General features: G+C 57.8%; 16 protein-coding genes. 7 read left to right on the top strand and 9 right to left on the bottom strand.

Annotated features, from left to right (window positions below):
* Positions 1-372: 372 nt before the first annotated feature.
* From GS620_RS09355 to GS620_RS09345, 3 genes are read left to right on the top strand one after another with little or no spacing between them, the layout of a single operon-like run.
* The gene (locus GS620_RS09355) at positions 373-804 is read left to right on the top strand and encodes a cytochrome c (protein WP_371809798.1); all 432 of its coding nucleotides are present in this window, start codon (positions 373-375) and stop codon (positions 802-804) included.
* 10 nt (positions 805-814) lie between these two features.
* Positions 815-1,156, top strand: coding sequence for a copper resistance CopC family protein (locus tag GS620_RS09350; RefSeq protein ID WP_171615484.1), 342 nt, complete (start codon positions 815-817; stop codon positions 1,154-1,156).
* Positions 1,157-1,158: 2 nt separating this feature from the next.
* Positions 1,159-2,034 (top strand): copper resistance D family protein, encoded by an 876-nt coding sequence (locus GS620_RS09345; RefSeq protein WP_171615482.1) that lies wholly within the window; start codon positions 1,159-1,161, stop codon positions 2,032-2,034.
* A 265-nt stretch (positions 2,035-2,299) separates the two neighbouring features.
* On the opposite strand, the gene GS620_RS09340 is transcribed toward GS620_RS09345, so the two are convergent.
* From GS620_RS09340 to GS620_RS09325, 4 genes are read right to left on the bottom strand one after another with little or no spacing between them, the layout of a single operon-like run.
* A complete protein-coding gene (locus GS620_RS09340) occupies positions 2,300-3,082 on the bottom strand; it encodes a dimethylarginine dimethylaminohydrolase family protein (protein ID WP_171118872.1) in 783 nt (260 codons plus the stop codon).
* 3 nt (positions 3,083-3,085) lie between these two features.
* Positions 3,086-4,690 (bottom strand): 5-guanidino-2-oxopentanoate decarboxylase, encoded by a 1,605-nt coding sequence (locus GS620_RS09335; protein ID WP_171615480.1) that lies wholly within the window; start codon positions 4,688-4,690, stop codon positions 3,086-3,088.
* Entirely contained in the window at positions 4,687-5,871 is a 1,185-nt protein-coding gene (locus GS620_RS09330; RefSeq protein ID WP_171615478.1) for a pyridoxal phosphate-dependent aminotransferase, read from the bottom strand. Before GS620_RS09330 ends, GS620_RS09335 begins: the two co-directional genes overlap by 4 nt.
* Positions 5,868-6,524 (bottom strand): TetR/AcrR family transcriptional regulator, encoded by a 657-nt coding sequence (locus GS620_RS09325; protein ID WP_174830398.1) that lies wholly within the window; start codon positions 6,522-6,524, stop codon positions 5,868-5,870. The genes GS620_RS09330 and GS620_RS09325 overlap by 4 nt, the downstream gene beginning before the upstream one ends.
* A gap of 77 nt (positions 6,525-6,601) precedes the next feature.
* On the opposite strand from GS620_RS09325, the gene GS620_RS09320 reads away from it, so the two are divergent.
* Genes GS620_RS09320 through GS620_RS09305 form a run of 4 tightly spaced genes read left to right on the top strand, consistent with a single transcriptional unit; the run spans position 6,602 to position 9,763 of the window.
* Positions 6,602-7,399 carry an ABC transporter ATP-binding protein gene (locus GS620_RS09320; RefSeq protein WP_171615476.1) on the top strand — a complete coding sequence of 266 codons (798 nt, stop codon included), beginning with the start codon at positions 6,602-6,604 and terminating at the stop codon, positions 7,397-7,399.
* A gap of 43 nt (positions 7,400-7,442) precedes the next feature.
* Positions 7,443-8,207, top strand: a complete 765-nt coding sequence (locus GS620_RS09315; protein WP_171169003.1) for a transporter substrate-binding domain-containing protein — start codon at positions 7,443-7,445, stop codon at positions 8,205-8,207.
* A gap of 9 nt (positions 8,208-8,216) precedes the next feature.
* Entirely contained in the window at positions 8,217-8,969 is a 753-nt protein-coding gene (locus GS620_RS09310) for an ABC transporter permease subunit (RefSeq protein WP_171615474.1), read from the top strand.
* Positions 8,966-9,763, top strand: coding sequence for an ABC transporter permease (locus GS620_RS09305; RefSeq protein WP_171615472.1), 798 nt, complete (start codon positions 8,966-8,968; stop codon positions 9,761-9,763). The genes GS620_RS09310 and GS620_RS09305 overlap by 4 nt, the downstream gene beginning before the upstream one ends.
* A 495-nt stretch (positions 9,764-10,258) precedes the next feature.
* On the opposite strand, the gene GS620_RS09300 is transcribed toward GS620_RS09305, so the two are convergent.
* The 5 genes from GS620_RS09300 to GS620_RS09280 form a co-directional block, all read right to left on the bottom strand.
* Positions 10,259-11,014 carry an ABC transporter ATP-binding protein gene (locus GS620_RS09300; RefSeq protein ID WP_152459073.1) on the bottom strand — a complete coding sequence of 252 codons (756 nt, stop codon included), beginning with the start codon at positions 11,012-11,014 and terminating at the stop codon, positions 10,259-10,261.
* Between the two features lie 9 nt (positions 11,015-11,023).
* Entirely contained in the window at positions 11,024-11,779 is a 756-nt protein-coding gene (locus tag GS620_RS09295) for an ABC transporter ATP-binding protein (protein WP_152459074.1), read from the bottom strand.
* A 10-nt stretch (positions 11,780-11,789) separates the two neighbouring features.
* Positions 11,790-12,995, bottom strand: a complete 1,206-nt coding sequence (locus GS620_RS09290) for a branched-chain amino acid ABC transporter permease (RefSeq protein ID WP_171118889.1) — start codon at positions 12,993-12,995, stop codon at positions 11,790-11,792.
* A gap of 3 nt (positions 12,996-12,998) precedes the next feature.
* Positions 12,999-14,030 (bottom strand): branched-chain amino acid ABC transporter permease, encoded by a 1,032-nt coding sequence (locus tag GS620_RS09285; RefSeq protein ID WP_171615470.1) that lies wholly within the window; start codon positions 14,028-14,030, stop codon positions 12,999-13,001.
* Between the two features lie 105 nt (positions 14,031-14,135).
* The gene (locus GS620_RS09280) at positions 14,136-15,482 is read right to left on the bottom strand and encodes a substrate-binding protein (protein WP_152459077.1); all 1,347 of its coding nucleotides are present in this window, start codon (positions 15,480-15,482) and stop codon (positions 14,136-14,138) included.
* Positions 15,483-15,505 lie beyond the last annotated feature (23 nt).

Below are 15,505 nucleotides of genomic sequence, written 5' to 3'. Positions count from 1 at the left end.
AAGGGCTGCGCGGGCTTTCACTGTGAGCACCATACGCAACCTTCCGAACACTCAGCACTGGCAACGAGCGGAGACGTCTCGGCTTCAGGTCATCATCATGACCCGGAGAGTTCCGAAACCGGAAAGTGCAATCCCTTTATCTGCCAAGCCGTTGCATTGCCGTTCCAAGTCAGTGAAGTTGCCAAGGGTCGGCGTGATACTGACCCGGAGCTCCATGTTGGAACCCAAGTCAAGCTGAGTGAACCAGACGTCCTTTACAGGCCCCCTGACCTTTGAAGCAGCAAAAATCCCTGCGGATGTTAGCGACCAGCACGTGCGGCTGTTCGCGATGTGCCGCAGCGTTGCCAGCTTCCAAAATGTCAGGACCAATCCATAAAAAAAAGTCACTTGCTAATCGGCGCATGCGCTGTCGCTGCAGTCGCCGCCTTCGTAACTCTTCGCCCCGGCGCAATTGAAGAGACCACATCGCATGAAACACGCAAAGGCGACGCCATGGTCGCAATTCGGATGCCGGCCATCGCAGGCAATGCCGCAATCGGCCAGCGTGTCTTTGAGGTCTCGTGCGCGTCATGCCACGGCGCCAACGCGGTCGGCGTAGAGGGCGCCGGGCCGCCTTTGATCCACAAAATATATGAACCCAGCCACCACGCTGATGAAGCCTTTCACAGGGCGGTTTCACAAGGTGTAAGAAGCCACCATTGGCAGTTTGGCGACATGCCCCCCGTGGAGGGCCTGACACGAGGTGACGTTGCCATGGTGATCGCCTACATTCGCGAAATCCAGCGTCCCAACGGAATAAACTGAGGGTAACCCAATGAAGAAGATCATGACATTCGCGCTTATGGTTGCGCTTGCCAACGGCGCACTGGCGCATTCCAAAATTGAAGAAACAACCCCTGCCAACGGCGCCACGATAACCACTGTGCCCGCTGAAATTGGTCTCAACTTCTCAAAAAACATCCGGCTGACACGGATAGAGATGGCCCATGAAGAACACTCGGCGGTAAGCTTGGATTTGGGCGACCAGACAAGTTTCGATCAGGCGTTCACGATCCCACTGCCGAGCAATGGAACGGGCACCTATGTCATCGAATGGCGGGGTTTGGGTGAAGACGGCCATGCGATGCAGGGCGCGTTTTCCTTTACCGTGGAATGAGCATGCCAGACATCTGGGCGATTGCTGCGATCCTTGCAAAGCTGGTGCTCTACATCGGCTTTGCGGGCTCTGCCGGGCTTGTGATTGTTGGATGCCTCTATTCCGGCCTTGTCGCGCCGGTGAACCTTGCGATGACGCGCCAGGCCAGGGCCTTGGCATGGCTTGCTCTTGTCGCGACAGCAGTTGGCTTCTTGCTTCGTGGAGCCGCCTTGACAGGCGGGGTTGACGGCATGGTCGATCCGAAGATGCTTGGCCTACTGTGGCAGACATCCGTGGGCGACACACTTGTTTACCGCCTTGCAGGCGTAGCGTTGATCCTTGTGGGGCTTTCCGTTCCTCGCTTTGGTCAGTGGATCGCGCTGTTGGATGGCACGATCGCTTTATGGTCGTTTGCGCAGATCGGGCACGTGCCGGAACTGGAGAGCTTTGGTATCCAGCTCCTGCTCCTGCTGCACCTGTTGTGTGTAGCTTTCTGGTTGGGCATCTTCAGCCCGCTGCGGAATATGGCCCTTGCTCCTGAACATCTGAAGGATGCTTCTGAACTCGGTCATGTCTTTGGGCAAGCTGCCAGTTGGCTTGTGCCGGCGTTAATCGTGGCGGGTCTTTGGATGGCCTGGTTGCTTGTCGGCAATCTCCAAGGGCTTCTGTTCACAAGCTACGGGCAGGCGTTGTTGCTCAAAGTGTTTTTTGTGGCGCTGCTGTTGTTTCTTGCCGCTGCAAACAAGCTCCGATTTGTTCCGGCCATGCAAGGTGGAGAGGTCAAGGCAGCGCAACGCCTCGCCCGCTCTATCGAGGTTGAGGCATTGATGGTGTTGGTGGTGCTGGCAACAACGGCAACACTCACGAGTGTTCTGACGCTTCCGAATTCGGGCCATTAGAGCGGGCCAGACACCGGTGCGCGCGCAGTGTGCAGCAATGGCAACAGCGGTGCACGATCCGATGCGAACAAGAAAGACAATCCCACTCAGGGCCCGCCGACCCTTGCCGCGGGGCCTAGCCATTGGGCTTTGGCAAACAGGGTTCAAACAGTGCCACCTGCGCGCCGGTCAACCGTAAGAAATCAAGCTTGTTCACCGCCTGTCTTTCGAACCATCAACACGCGACCTGCCGAATTCACTGGGGTCTGAACCCTGCAGCTGCCCCTCAAAACCTTAATGAAAGACAGGACATGCCACCATCAAGCTTTGCACAATCGGTATTGTCAATTTCAACGACCTCATAGCCTTCGCGGTCCAGCATCTCTGCGGTGCGTGGGAAACCAGCGGCCATCAGCACCAGATTGTTGAACCGGATCGCGTTTGCCGCCGCCTCCTCTCCATCAGCAACATGCAGCACCCGGTAGCCTTCAAAGCAGCCCGAAGCGTCCAATCGCCGGGTCGCAAGAATTGTCTCGGCATCCATCAGAGAACAATCCGTTTTGAAGTGCAAAACGCCCTCGGGCGTGAACACTTCCCGCAGTTTGTGACCCCATTCCGAGGTGATTTTCGCCAGTTCCTCAACACCTTCCGCGTCAGTGCGGTCTGACCGGCCCACAAGAATTTCGCGGCCGGTTACAAGGATGTCTCCGCCCTCGATATGGCCGGGACCATTGATCTGTGTGACCGTTTCATAGCAGGCCCGCAGTGCCGGGGCGATCTCGGCCACTTCCCCCATTCGCGAAGGCGCGCCCGGCCGCATCAGCACAGCACCCTGCGGCAGACACAGGGCCGTATCTTCCACAAACTGCGCGTCAGGGAACGCATCCAGGGGATCAAGCTCGATCACCTCGGCCCCGGTGCTTTTCAGTGCTGCCACGTATGCCCCATGCGCGGCCGTCATCCCATCGAAATCCGGGTTTCCGATATCTTCTGCGCGCAATCCGTCAGCAATGGTCGGTGCCGGGCGGCGAGTGATGGCGCGGGAAAACTCAAAAGTTGGGTCTGACATGTTTCAATCTCTCTGAGGTTCGAATTTTCGGGCGGTGACTTCGATCATCGCGGGCCCGCCCAGGGCGGCAGTTTCGCCTAACGCTTGCGCAATGGCCTGCGGCTTATCGGGAACCCTGGTGTGCGGAATGCCAAAGGATCTGGCCGTTGCTGCAAAATCGGGGGGTGTGGGGTCACATCCAATGACCGTCACGCCTGCATCCTGCATCGATGTGGCGATTTCCCGGTACCCGTGATTGTTCCAGATCACGAACGTGACCGGCAGGTTTTCGTCTACCGCGGCCATTGCTTCCGGCATTGAAAACTGCGCCCCGCCATCGCCGGTGATGCATATTACCCGCGCCGTTGGATCGGCAATCGACGCACCGATGGCTGCGGGTATGCCATAGCCAAGCGCACCATACCCCGTTGCCGCATTGAACCAGCCACCAGCCCGGTCGTGGTCATAGTAAAGATTGCCGGCATAAATGGGCTGGGTGGAATCCCCGACCATCAGAGCATTCGGAGACGCCGAGCGCATTGCATTCAGTATCTCCACCTGTTGGCGATAATCCGGACCAATCTCCTGCCAGGCCGCATTGCGCGTTTTTCTGGCACAGTCCGCACCGTTGCTTTGCCGTGACCTCTGCGGCAGGACCTTACACAGCGCTGGCAAAACCAAGCCGACGTCACCTTGAATGGCAATCGCTGCCTCATGCCGTGAAAGCTGATCGCTGCACCGATCAACCCGTATCAGGTTTGGCAGTTTCGCAAACTGACCGGTGGCATACATGTCATAATCGGTTGGCCCCAGCTCGGTTCCCAAGGCCAGAACGCAATCGGCGCTTTCCAACAATGCGCGCACCGCGTTCAGGCTGGGGCTGGCCGGTACGGTCAGAGCATGTCCGTGCATCAGGCCGCGCGCGTTGACGGTTTGCACAACCGGAGCATCCAGAGCTTCGGCCAGTGCCTGCAATCCCGCCTCGGCACGTTTCGCGCCGCCGCCCGCCAAAATGACGACTTTCTTTGCCTCAGCCAGTTGCCCTGAAGCCTGCCTGATCAATGCCGGGCTGACCGGAGGATCAGGGTCAGGCGTCTCGACTGCTGTTTCCTGGTATTCCGCCGCTGCGACATCCAACGGAACCTCGATATGCGCCGGCCCGCGGCGACCATTGCTGAGGCCGTGAAAAACGCGGTCCAAAACCTGGGCCAGAGCACTGGGGCCGGTGACCTGTTCGGATACCAACGCAACCGTTTTCGCCAGCCCGATTTGGTCTGGCAATTCGTGCAGATGCCCCAAACCCTTGCCAAGCGATCCGGTTTTGTTGACGCCGGACACCACCAGCATCGGTATTGAATCGGCCCGCGCCTGCGCCATCGGCGTCAGCGTATTGGTCAATCCGGGGCCGGTGATCACAAAGGCAACACCCGGTTTACCCGACACACGGGCATAGCCATCGGCCATGAAACCCGCCCCCTGTTCGTGTCTGGGCGTCACATGTCGTATGCCCGAAGCGGCAAGCCCTCGATACAGTTCCACCGTGTGAACGCCCGGAATTCCGAAGACGCAGGTCACATCCCGCTGGCGCAGCCCGGCAACCAGAGCTTCGCCAATTGTCATACCGCTCATGCGACCTCGCGTGATTTGCTGTTGGCGTGTTCGATGATACGGGAAACTGCGGTACCAAAATCCGTGTCATTGATCGTCAAAGCAACCCGCACCCAGTCCTTCAGGCTGTCACCAAAGGCAGATCCCGGCATGACGGCCACCCCGGCCTGAAGCAGATCCCAGGCATAGGCTTCGCCATCCAGCCCGGTGGCAGAGACATTGATGAGTGCGAACATTCCCGCCTCGGGCCGGTGAACTTTCAGATCCGTTTCGGCTTCAAGACGATCGGCCAACAGGGTCGCGCGACCAGAGAATCGGGCGGCCATACCGGGGGCAACCTCGGATCCGTCACGGATCGCCTTTTCGGTCATGTCCGCGATGAACGGTTGATTGCCAAAAAGCATGGTCTCGGAATAGGGCAGCAGCGCTTCGCAGAACGCGGCGGGCCCGACGCACCAGCCACTGCGGAATCCCGGAGCGGCATGAGACTTCGAGATGGATGATACGCCAATGACACGATCCGCCAGTTCCGGATCTGCCAATGGTGAAACAAATCGGGCACCGTCAAAGATCAGTTCTTCATAGACCTCGTCCGAGATGATCCACAAATCACGCGCAATCGCCAGCTGCCCGATCTCGGCAATGTCCGCGGCGGTCAGAATCGCGCCCGTCGGGTTATGCGGCGTTGTCAGAAGAATGGCGCGGCTGCGCGGAGTGATGCGGGCCGCGATATCTGCGGCCTGCATGCGAAACCCTTTCTCGGGCCGCAGCGGTACGGGCACCATCTCGGCCCCGGATGCACGAACAACACCTTCATAGGTCGCGTACATCGGATCGCCGACAAGAGCTTCGTCGCCCGCCTCGGCGACCCCGGCCATGGCTGCGAACAAGGCGGTTTGTGTGCCAGGAAAGCACAGAAAATTCCCGGGCTCGAAAGCCCGCCCGCGAGAGGCAGAATAGCGCGCAGCCAGCGCGTCAAGCAGCCCTGCTTCACCGCGCCCGTTGGAGTACCCTGTCCGCTGCGCCCGCAATGATGCAACGGTGGCTTCGACCAGCGCGTCCGGCACCGGCACGTCCGGTTCTCCTATCGTCATTTCGACGATGTCCGCCCCGGCCTTGATAAGGTCGCGGGCTTTCAGATGTACGCCCCATTTGGCGCCACCCAAGCCCGCCAACCGTTCTGTCACCGATGTGGTCTTCATGACTGCTCCACCTCTTTGGTCAACGGAATCCCGACGATGGCGCTGACGGAATCCAAACCGATCCGCGCCAGTTGGCCTTCACAAAACGCATCCGGAAGCGCGCCCCCTTCAAGCCACAGGCCGTCGATCACCGCGTTGCAGGCGATGGCCAGTTGCATTGCCTCTGACGCGTCAACCGAACGCCCGGTTTCCTGCAATGCCGCGACGATCAGCTTTTCGAGGTGATCACGGAAATAGTCATAGGTTCGCTGGTGAATGCGCTGCATTTTCGGGTCATGCTGCACTTTGTTCAGGAAACCCGCCCACAACGCCACGGCGCTTGGATCGACGATCGGCGGTCGCAGTGACGCGTCGACGAAGTTGGTCAACTGAGACACCGCGCTTCCGGTTCCTGATGACGCTGCGGTCTGGTCCGTCAGCGTATTCATATGGTGCTCATACGCCGCCTGAACCAGTTCGTCCTTGGATGAGAAATAGTGCCGGATCAAACCTTGGGTCACATTCGCGCGGGCTGCGATCTCGCGCACCGTGGCACCCCGAACGCCCATCTCGGCGATCAGGTCCAAAGTCGCCAGAATCAGCGCCTCGCGGCGAAACTCGGCAGACTCACGTTTGAATTTGCGACTGTCGTCCTGCACGTCAGTGTCATCCATAGCATGGAGTTATTATACACTTGCATAATTGCGAGATTCGGGGCTTACTGCAAGCTGAAATCAGAAGATTCTTGGATATGGACACAGCCAAAGCAGCTTCACCCGCACCCGAAACAACCACGCCTGACGAGGCGATCAAGGTTGAGGATCTGCACAAATCCTTTGGCACGCTGGAGGTTTTGAAAGGCGTATCCCTGACCGCAAACAAGGGGGATGTTGTTGCCATTATCGGGGGGTCAGGCTCTGGAAAATCCACCATGCTGCGCTGCATCAACTTTCTGGAAACGCCGAGTTCCGGAAAGATAACCATCGGCGGTGAACTGGTTGAAATGCACACCGATGGCAGCCCTTCCAACCGCCGCCAGATCGAACGTATCCGCACGCGTCTGGCCATGGTTTTCCAGCAGTTCAATCTGTGGACACACCGCACGCTTCTGGAGAACGTGATCGAAGTGCCGGTGCATGTGCTCAAGGTGCCGAAGGCCCAGGCGATCGGGCGGGCGCATGAGCTGCTGACGCGGGTGGGCCTTGGCGACAAGGCTGACACCTATCCGGCCTATCTTTCGGGTGGTCAGCAACAGCGCGCCGCCATTGCCCGGGCGCTTGCGGTCGATCCTTCGGTAATGCTTTTCGATGAACCGACGTCGGCGCTTGATCCCGAGCTTGTTGGCGAAGTTCTGACCGTGATCCGCGATCTTGCCGCCGAAGGGCGCACAATGCTGCTTGTCACCCATGAAATGAAATTCGCACGCGAAGTCGCAGACCACGTTGTCTATCTCTTCGAGGGCCGCATCGAAGAGCAGGGCCCACCTGCCGAGGTCTTCGGCAACCCAAAATCAGAGCGCCTGAAGCAGTTCCTCAGCTCGGTCGCCTGATCCAAAAAAAACAAAACAAAATGAACCAAAAGGGAGTATCAAAATGAACGTCAAGAAACTGCTCGTGTCCGGCCTTGCCGCCGCTGTCCTTTCGGCTGGTATCGCCAGTGCAGAAGAGGTCAAGATCGGCATCGCAGCCGAACCTTACCCGCCATTCGCATCACTGGACAGTTCAGGCAATTGGGTCGGCTGGGAGATCGATGTCATCAATGCGGTCTGCGCCGCTGCGGAACTTGACTGTGTCATCACGCCGGTCGCCTGGGATGGTATCATCCCGTCGCTGACCGGACAGCAGATCGACGCCATAATGGCGTCTATGTCGATCACCGAAGAGCGGCTGAAAACCATTGATTTCAGCGATCCTTACTACAACACACCTGCCGTCATCGTCGCGGACAAATCGATGGATATCGAAGCGACCCCCGAGTCGCTGGCCGGTAAGGTTGTCGGCGTTCAGGCGTCGACCATCCACCAGGCTTATGCGCAGGAATATTTCAAGGATTCCGAACTGAAGGTTTATCAAACTCAGGATGAGGCCAACCAGGACCTGTTCGCAGGTCGTATTGACGCCACTCAGGCCGACAGTATCGCCATGGCGGACTTCGTGAACTCGGATGCCGGGGCATGCTGTGAAATCAAAGGCGCCGTCGCAGATGATCCGGCCATCCTGGGCCGGGGCGTTGGTGCCGGTGTTCGCAAGGGCGACGATGACCTGCTTGCAGCGCTGAACAAAGGCATCGCGGCAATTCTTGCCGATGGAACGCACGAGAAGATCACTTCGAACTATTTCTCGGCCAGCATCTACTAAGCGGCTGCCGTGACCGGACTGTTGGAATCGCTTGGATTGGCGCAGAGCGCAGAGCTTCTGTCGCTGTCGCCACCGGGTTGGGGGAGCAATCTGCTGCGCGGATTGTCCCACTCATTGCAGATCGCTTTTGGTGCATATGCGCTCGGCCTCGTGATCGGATTGTTCGGAGCCTATGGCAAGCTTTACGGCGGGAAGGTCACGCGCGATCTTCTTGCCATCTACACGACCGTGATCCGGGCCGTGCCGGAACTGGTCCTGATCCTGATCCTGTATTACGTGGGATCTGACATCATCAACAAAATCTCCGCTGCAATGGGCGGAGGACGGGTCGAGGTCAATGGCGTCGCTGCGGGCATTTGGGTTCTGGGCGTCGTTCAGGGCGCATATGCAACCGAGATTCTACGCGGAGCCATACAGGCGGTTCCACCCGGACAGATTGAGGCCGCCAAATCCTACGGGATGCCCGCCTTCATGACCATGCGCCGCGTGACGATCCCCGCCATGATGAGCTTTGCCGTACCCGGTCTGGCCAACTTGTGGCTGATCGCCACCAAGGACACCGCCCTGCTCGCGGTCGTGGGATTCAACGAACTGACACTGGAAACCCGGCAGGCCGCCAGCAGCACACGCGCCTATTTCACCTTCTTTTTGGCGGCGGGTTTTCTCTATCTCATGGTCACCCTGTTTTCGGGCGCCATCTTCGCGCGGATCGAAAAATGGGCGCGTCGCGGTCAACCTTCTCTGAAAGGAGGTGGCAGATGATCGATCTCAGGTCCTTGATGCAACCCCATCGCATCGTGATGATGCTGATCTTTGCCGGGATCGTGATCTGGTGTGCCATGTCTTTGCGATGGGACTGGTTGCCAAAATACGCACCGCTTGCGTTGCAGGGAATCTGGACCACGCTCTGGCTGCTTGTTGTCACCGTCGTTCTCGGGTTTCTGCTGGCCGTACCACTCGGGTTGGCCCAGGCCGTTGGGCCCTGGTACCTTGCGGCTCCCGCCAAGGCGTTTTGCACAATCATTCGGGGCACACCCCTGCTTTTGCAGCTTTGGTTGCTGTATTATGGCCTCGGCTCATTGTTCCCTCAATTCCCCTGGATACGATCATCCGAGCTTTGGCCGTATCTGCGTCAGGCCTGGCCTTACGCGGTGCTGGCATTAACACTTTCTTATGCCGGCTATGAAGGTGAGGTAATGCGCGGAGCCTTCAAAGGCGTCGCAAAAGGTCAGCTGGAGGCCGCCAAATCGTTCGGCATGCCCAGGCTGACAATGTTCCGCCGCATCTGGCTGCCACAGGCAATCCGTAACGTTCTGCCCACCCTGGGCGGTGAAACCATCCTCCAGTTGAAGGCGACGCCCTTGGTCGCCACGATTACGGTGGTGGATATCTATGCCGTGTCATCCCGGGTGCGATCTGACACGTTCATCATCTACGAGCCGCTTATCCTGTTGGCCGTATTCTACATTCTCGTTGCCGGTATTATTGCCCTGATGTTCCACTGGCTGGAAGTGAAGGTGCTGGGAACCGGACGCCGAAATGGGCCAGCCGGATAGTACAAGCCGGAAGTAAAGCGAGATCCACGGCCCCACTCCGGGCACAGGTTTCGTCGGCGCGTTTTCAGGCCGATTGAAACCATGGGCACACGATCAAGACGGTTGCCCGAAATGATTTAGGGAAGGTTGGGCTTGCAGGCCCCTGCGGCGAAGGCACCGGCAGCCCAGGGCCAGAGCCTGACTTTCTTATCCATTGCACAACGACCTGGAACACCGCGGCGCAATCGTCTGGTTGGCGCAGTGGCGGATGTCACGAAGCATTGCAAACTTGCCCCCCTCGTCCTTTGGGGCCCGTTGCACAAGACGTGCATTCGGCACAGCCCCGACAGAACCTAATGTCGCAAACCCGTATTCAGATTTGAACCGACGACCATCATTTTTTTGGGTTGAAACACCTTTGATCGCGCGAATGGGCAGTATCTGCACTGAACGCAGGTCGTGGTGAGCCACGAACTGGTCATGCCCATCGGGTCTGTTTGCCAATCAGAATAACGCTCAGATCGCCAGATACTCCTCACGAAGACCGGTGTCCTCAAGCACTTCTTTTGCCGTTCCGTCGAACACGATGGTACCGGTGTCAAGAATGATCGCGCGGTCCGCCAGTTCCAAAGCGCGTACAGCGTTCTGTTCAACGATGATCGTGGTCATACCCTGCTGTTTGACATGTATGAGGGTTTTTTCGATTTCGTCGACGATAACAGGCGCCAAACCTTCATACGGCTCATCCAAAAGCAGCACCTTGATGTCCCTGGCAAGCGCTCTGGCGATTGACAGCATCTGCTGTTCGCCTCCCGACAATGTAATCCCCTCCTGCTTCCTGCGCTCACCGAGACGCGGAAACAGCTCGTAAAGCCGTTCAAGGGACCATCCGATCGGAGGAGCAATCTGTGCAAGTTGCAGGTTTTCTTCAACTGTCAGGCCGGGAATAATGCGTCTGTCTTCCGGTACAAGACCAAGGCCAGCCGCTGCTGCTTCATAGCTTGTCATGTTGTGCAGCGGTTTGTGGTCCAACCAGATTTCGCCATGTCTTACTTCGGGTTCTCCAACCCTTGCAATCGAGCGCAGTGTCGAGGTTTTGCCCGCACCGTTGCGCCCAAGAAGCGCAAGAATCTCGCCTTCATGCACATTGAAGCTGACACCCTGCACGATATAGCTTTCTCCATAATAGGAGTGCATATCCCAAACGGAAAGAAACGCAGGGGCGGTGCTGGCCATATTGGCGTTTTTCGAAAAGTCAGGTTTCTCGTTCATAGCTTGTCCTTACGCAGCCTCGCCCAGATAGGCTTCGCGAACCTTTGGGTTTCCGCGGATGTTTTCAGGAGTATCTTCAACCAGGGGTGTCCCCTGGGCCAGAACAGTGATGCGTTCGGCAAGGCTGAAGACAACATGCATGTCATGCTCGATGATCGCGATGGTGATGTCGCGTTCTTCCTTGATCTGTTTCAGCAGGTCGATCGTGTTGTTGGTATCCGCCCGCGCCATCCCCGCCGTCGGTTCGTCCAGCAGCAACAGCCTCGGATTCTGGCTGAGGCACATGCCAATCTCGAGCCGGCGCTTGTCGCCGCGCGACAGCGAGGCTGCATGCATCTCGCGCTTGTCGGCCATGTTCATTTCTTCCAGCATGGCTTCGGCCTGTTCAACAACAGCCTTTTCGTTGGCGATGGTCTCGTATGCATGCATCCGGAACGCGCCATCCCGCATGGCAAAGATCGGAATCAACATGTTCTCCATCACCGTCAATTCACCAAAAATCTCTGGTGTTTGAAACACTCGGCTTATGCCCATCTGGTTGATCTGGAAGGGTTCAAGCCCCAAGACCGATGCGTTGTCGAACAATACGGACCCGGTATCTGGCATGAGCTTGCCGACCAGACAATTCAGCAAGGTCGACTTGCCCGCACCATTAGGCCCGATGATTGCGTGAACCGAATTCTCCTCGACGCTGAGATTCACATCCGTGAGCGCCTTGAGGCCGCCGAAACGCTTGCTGACGTCTTTGACTCTTAGAATTGCCATGGCTCGCCCCTTATTCCGCCGGTTCCGTTTTGCCCGACGTCGCGTCGTCGGATTTTGATTTCTTGCGCTTGAGCCGGTTCAGCAAACGCTGACCACCTTCGACAAGACCACCCGGCAAGTAGATAACGACAAGCATGAAAAGAATGCCCAGCGTCAGATGCCAGCCTTTGCCGATGAACGGATGGATCAAGAAAACCACCGCGTCCTCCAGCCCGTCAGGCAGGAATGCAAACCAGCTGTGCAACACGTTGTCGTTGATCTTCGAGAAGATATTTTCGAAGTACTTGATGAAGCCCGCACCCAGCACCGGCCCGATCAGTGTGCCGGTGCCGCCCAGGATCGTCATCAGAACGACCTCGCCCGATGCGGTCCACTGCATACGTTCGGCACCTGCCAGCGGGTCCATTGCGGCCATCAGCCCACCAGCCAGGCCGGCATACATGCCAGAGATGACAAATGCCGCCAGCGTGTACGGTTTCGAGTTCAGGCCGGTGTAGTTCATCCGCTGCTGGTTTGATTTGACGGCCCGCAGCATCATCCCGAAAGGTGAACGGAAAATTCGGATGGACAGATAGAACACCACCATCATAATCACTGCACACAGATAGTATCCCGCGTTGAAATCAAAACTCCACGCACCCACGTCTAATGTGTAGGTTGCGCGCATCGGCAACCCGAACAAATGCGGCAGGTCCGGCGAATTCGCCCCTTGCAGAATCTGTGGATCATCCGCGTAAACCTGCAATCCCGTTTCCCCGTTCGTCAGGTTGAATTTGGGGTTGGACAACACCGAATAAGCCAACGCAAAGCTCATCTGGGCGAAAGCCAGCGTGAGGATCGAAAAATAGATGCCCGACCGGCGCAGGCTGACGAACCCGATCAGCAATGAGAATACCCCGGCGACCACAACGCTGAGTGCGATGGCCGGGATGATGTTGTAACTCAGCAGCTTGAACATCCATACGGCGGAATAGGATCCAACGCCCAGAAAGGCCGCGTGTCCGAATGACAGGTATCCGGTAAGGCCGAACAGGATGTTGAAGCCGATGGCAAAGATGCCAAAGATGACAAAGCGCTGCATCAGATCCGGATAGCCCGCGTTGAACTGCGCCATGGCGCTGCCTTCCGGGAACGGATTCAGGATGAAGGGTGCCAGCATCGTAAGGATGCCGACGATGATCAGCAGGCTGGTATCTTTTTTGTTCAGTCCCAACATCGATTATTCCTCCATCACGCCTTTGCGTCCCATCAAACCGCGCGGGCGTGTGAGCAGCACAATAATGGCAACAAGGTAGATGATGATTTGGTTGATGCCCGGGATCGTCGTTGTGGCCCAGGTCGTAGAGGCGAAGCTTTCGAGAATGCCCAGCAGAAAGCCAGCCAGCACCGCGCCGGGAAGAGACCCCATGCCACCAACAACAACCACAACGAAGCTGAGGACCAGAAAATCCATCCCCATGTGATAGTTTGGTGGGTTGAGCGGCCCGTACATGACGCCCGCCAAACCGGCCACCGCGGCAGCGATCCCGAACATGATCGTAAAGCGCCGGTCGATGTTGATCCCCAGCAAGCCCACAGTTTCGCGATCCGCCATGCCGGCGCGCACAACCATGCCGAAGGTGGTGAATTGCAGAAATGAGAAGACGGCACCGATAATGGCAACTGCAAAGCCAAAATAGACGAGGCGCCAGATCGGGTAGATGATCGCGTTGGGATCAAACCCGATCGTGGTGCCAAGATCGATAGAGCCACTCAGCGCGTCGGGCGGCGGGGTCTGGATGGGGTTGGCACCAAAGAAATACTTTACGATTTCCTGCAACACGATCGCCAGGCCGAACGTGACAAGGATCTGGTCCGCGTGGGGGCGTTTGTAGAAATGCTTGATAAGCCCGCGTTCCATCACATAGCCAACCGCCAGCATGATCGGGATCGCAAACAGGATTGCCAATGGAACGGACCAGTCGATGATCGTCGCCCCGAACTCCGGGCCGAACCATGCCTCGACATAAGGTGTTTCCACCTTCAGCGGGTTGCCGAGAAAGTCAGTTTGGCTCTCGTCGATGGTTACAAAGCTCAGGTTCATGAGCTTTTGCAAAGTGACGGCACAGAACGCACCGATCATGAACAGGGCCCCGTGGGCAAAGTTCACAACGCCGAGCGTCCCAAAAATAAGCGTCAGCCCCAGCGCAATCAGCGCATAAGCCGACCCTTTGTCCAGACCGTTCAGAATTTGCAATAGGATGGCGTCCATTGGCCCACCTCAGGGTTGGTCAGTGTGAATTGAGTGGCACAACAGGATCAACCCTGCTGTAGATGTCTGGCCACCAAGTTGGCGGCCAGACTTTGATACGCGGCCTTATGCGCCCGGGTTACACTCACCCAGTGCGCCACCGGCGAACATCGGATGCTCCGGATCGTATTCAACCTGCGCGCGTGGGGTGATCTCGACGATTTCCAGCGTGTCATAGGCGTTGGTCGGGTTCATGTTTCCACGCACGACCAGCACGTCCTTGAAGCACTGGTGATCCGCGCCGCGATACCAGGTCGGGCCGTTGCCCAGGCCGTCGAACTCGAAGTCTTCCAGCGCTTCAACAACACCGCATGGGTTGAACGTACCGGCACGCTCGCAAGCATCAGCATATAGCAGAACCTGTGCATAGCAGGTTTGCGCCGAGTTGGACGGCGGCTTGCCGTATTTTTCGCCGAAGGATTTCACGAAGGCTTTGGTGCCTTCATCCTGCAACTGCCAGTTCCAGTTCATCGAACCCAGCACGCCCTTGATGTTCTCGCCAGCACCGGCGGCCATCAGTTCCGAATACAGCGGCACGACGATCTTGAAGTCCTTGCCGTTGGCGACTTTGTCGAGCAGGCCGAACTGAATCGCGTTGGTCAGCGAGTTCACCATGTTGCCGCCATAGTGGTTCAGAACCAGAACGTCCGCGCCCGAGTTCAGAACCGGAGTGATGTAGGACGAGAAGTCTGTTGACGCGAGTGGCGTCTTGACGGTGTTGACCGTTTCCCATCCCAGGGCTTCGGTCGAGGCGACGATGGACTCTTCCTGGGTCCAGCCCCAGTTGTAGTCCGCCGTCAGGTGATAGGCGCGGCGGTCATTGCCCATCTCGGCAGCCAGCACCGGCGCAAGCGCAGCGCCCGACATGTAGGCGTTGAAGAAATGGCGGAAACCATTGGCCTTCTTGTCCTTGCCGGTCGTGTCGTTGGCGTGGGTCAGACCCGCCATAAAGATCACACCCGCTTCCTGACACAGGCCCTGAACCGCAACGGCCACGCCTGAGGACGACCCGCCGTTGATCATGATCGCACCGTCTTTTTCGATCATCGACTTTGCGGACGCACGTGCGGCGTCTGACTTGGTCTGGGTGTCACCTGTGACGAACTCGACCTTCTTGCCGAGGATGCCATTGCCCTTCAGCGCCTTCGACGTGAAGGTGTTCAGGCAACCGCCGTCACCCTCTCCGTTCAGGTGTTCCACCGCCAGCTGTTGCGCCAGCAGCTCGTCATTGCCCTCTTCCGCATACGGCCCGGTCTGGGGAACATTGAAGCCCAGGGTCACGGACCCTCCGGTTGGTTCGTTGGTGTAAGCGGCCGCCGACGAAGCCGTGAAGATCGTAGGCAGGGCCAGACCGGTGCCTGCAACGGCACCAGACTTCAACACGCCGCGGCGTGTGACAGATTTGTTGGTCATTAATTCCTCCCATTTCCCTTTCT

The sequence above is a fragment of the Ruegeria sp. HKCCD6428 genome, from assembly GCF_013110595.1.
Taxonomy (GTDB): domain Bacteria; phylum Pseudomonadota; class Alphaproteobacteria; order Rhodobacterales; family Rhodobacteraceae; genus Ruegeria.
The sequence above is the reverse complement of the archived record's forward strand: the minus strand, read 5'-3'. Positions and strand labels throughout refer to the sequence as shown.

Bases quoted from the DNA above. Each gene is read 5' to 3' on its own strand.
- GS620_RS09350 (WP_171615484.1), top strand. From the start codon at position 815: ATGAAGAAGATCATGACATTCGCGCTTATGGTTGCGCTTGCCAACGGC.
- GS620_RS09345 (WP_171615482.1), top strand. From the start codon at position 1,159: ATGCCAGACATCTGGGCGATTGCTGCGATCCTTGCAAAGCTGGTGCTC.
- GS620_RS09340 (WP_171118872.1), bottom strand. From the start codon at position 3,082: ATGTCAGACCCAACTTTTGAGTTTTCCCGCGCCATCACTCGCCGCCCG.
- GS620_RS09335 (WP_171615480.1), bottom strand. From the start codon at position 4,690: ATGAGCGGTATGACAATTGGCGAAGCTCTGGTTGCCGGGCTGCGCCAG.
- GS620_RS09330 (WP_171615478.1), bottom strand. From the start codon at position 5,871: ATGAAGACCACATCGGTGACAGAACGGTTGGCGGGCTTGGGTGGCGCC.
- GS620_RS09325 (WP_174830398.1), bottom strand. From the start codon at position 6,524: ATGGATGACACTGACGTGCAGGACGACAGTCGCAAATTCAAACGTGAG.
- GS620_RS09320 (WP_171615476.1), top strand. From the start codon at position 6,602: ATGGACACAGCCAAAGCAGCTTCACCCGCACCCGAAACAACCACGCCT.
- GS620_RS09315 (WP_171169003.1), top strand. From the start codon at position 7,443: ATGAACGTCAAGAAACTGCTCGTGTCCGGCCTTGCCGCCGCTGTCCTT.
- GS620_RS09305 (WP_171615472.1), top strand. From the start codon at position 8,966: ATGATCGATCTCAGGTCCTTGATGCAACCCCATCGCATCGTGATGATG.
- GS620_RS09300 (WP_152459073.1), bottom strand. From the start codon at position 11,014: ATGAACGAGAAACCTGACTTTTCGAAAAACGCCAATATGGCCAGCACC.
- GS620_RS09295 (WP_152459074.1), bottom strand. From the start codon at position 11,779: ATGGCAATTCTAAGAGTCAAAGACGTCAGCAAGCGTTTCGGCGGCCTC.
- GS620_RS09290 (WP_171118889.1), bottom strand. From the start codon at position 12,995: ATGTTGGGACTGAACAAAAAAGATACCAGCCTGCTGATCATCGTCGGC.
- GS620_RS09285 (WP_171615470.1), bottom strand. From the start codon at position 14,030: ATGGACGCCATCCTATTGCAAATTCTGAACGGTCTGGACAAAGGGTCG.
- GS620_RS09280 (WP_152459077.1), bottom strand. From the start codon at position 15,482: ATGACCAACAAATCTGTCACACGCCGCGGCGTGTTGAAGTCTGGTGCC.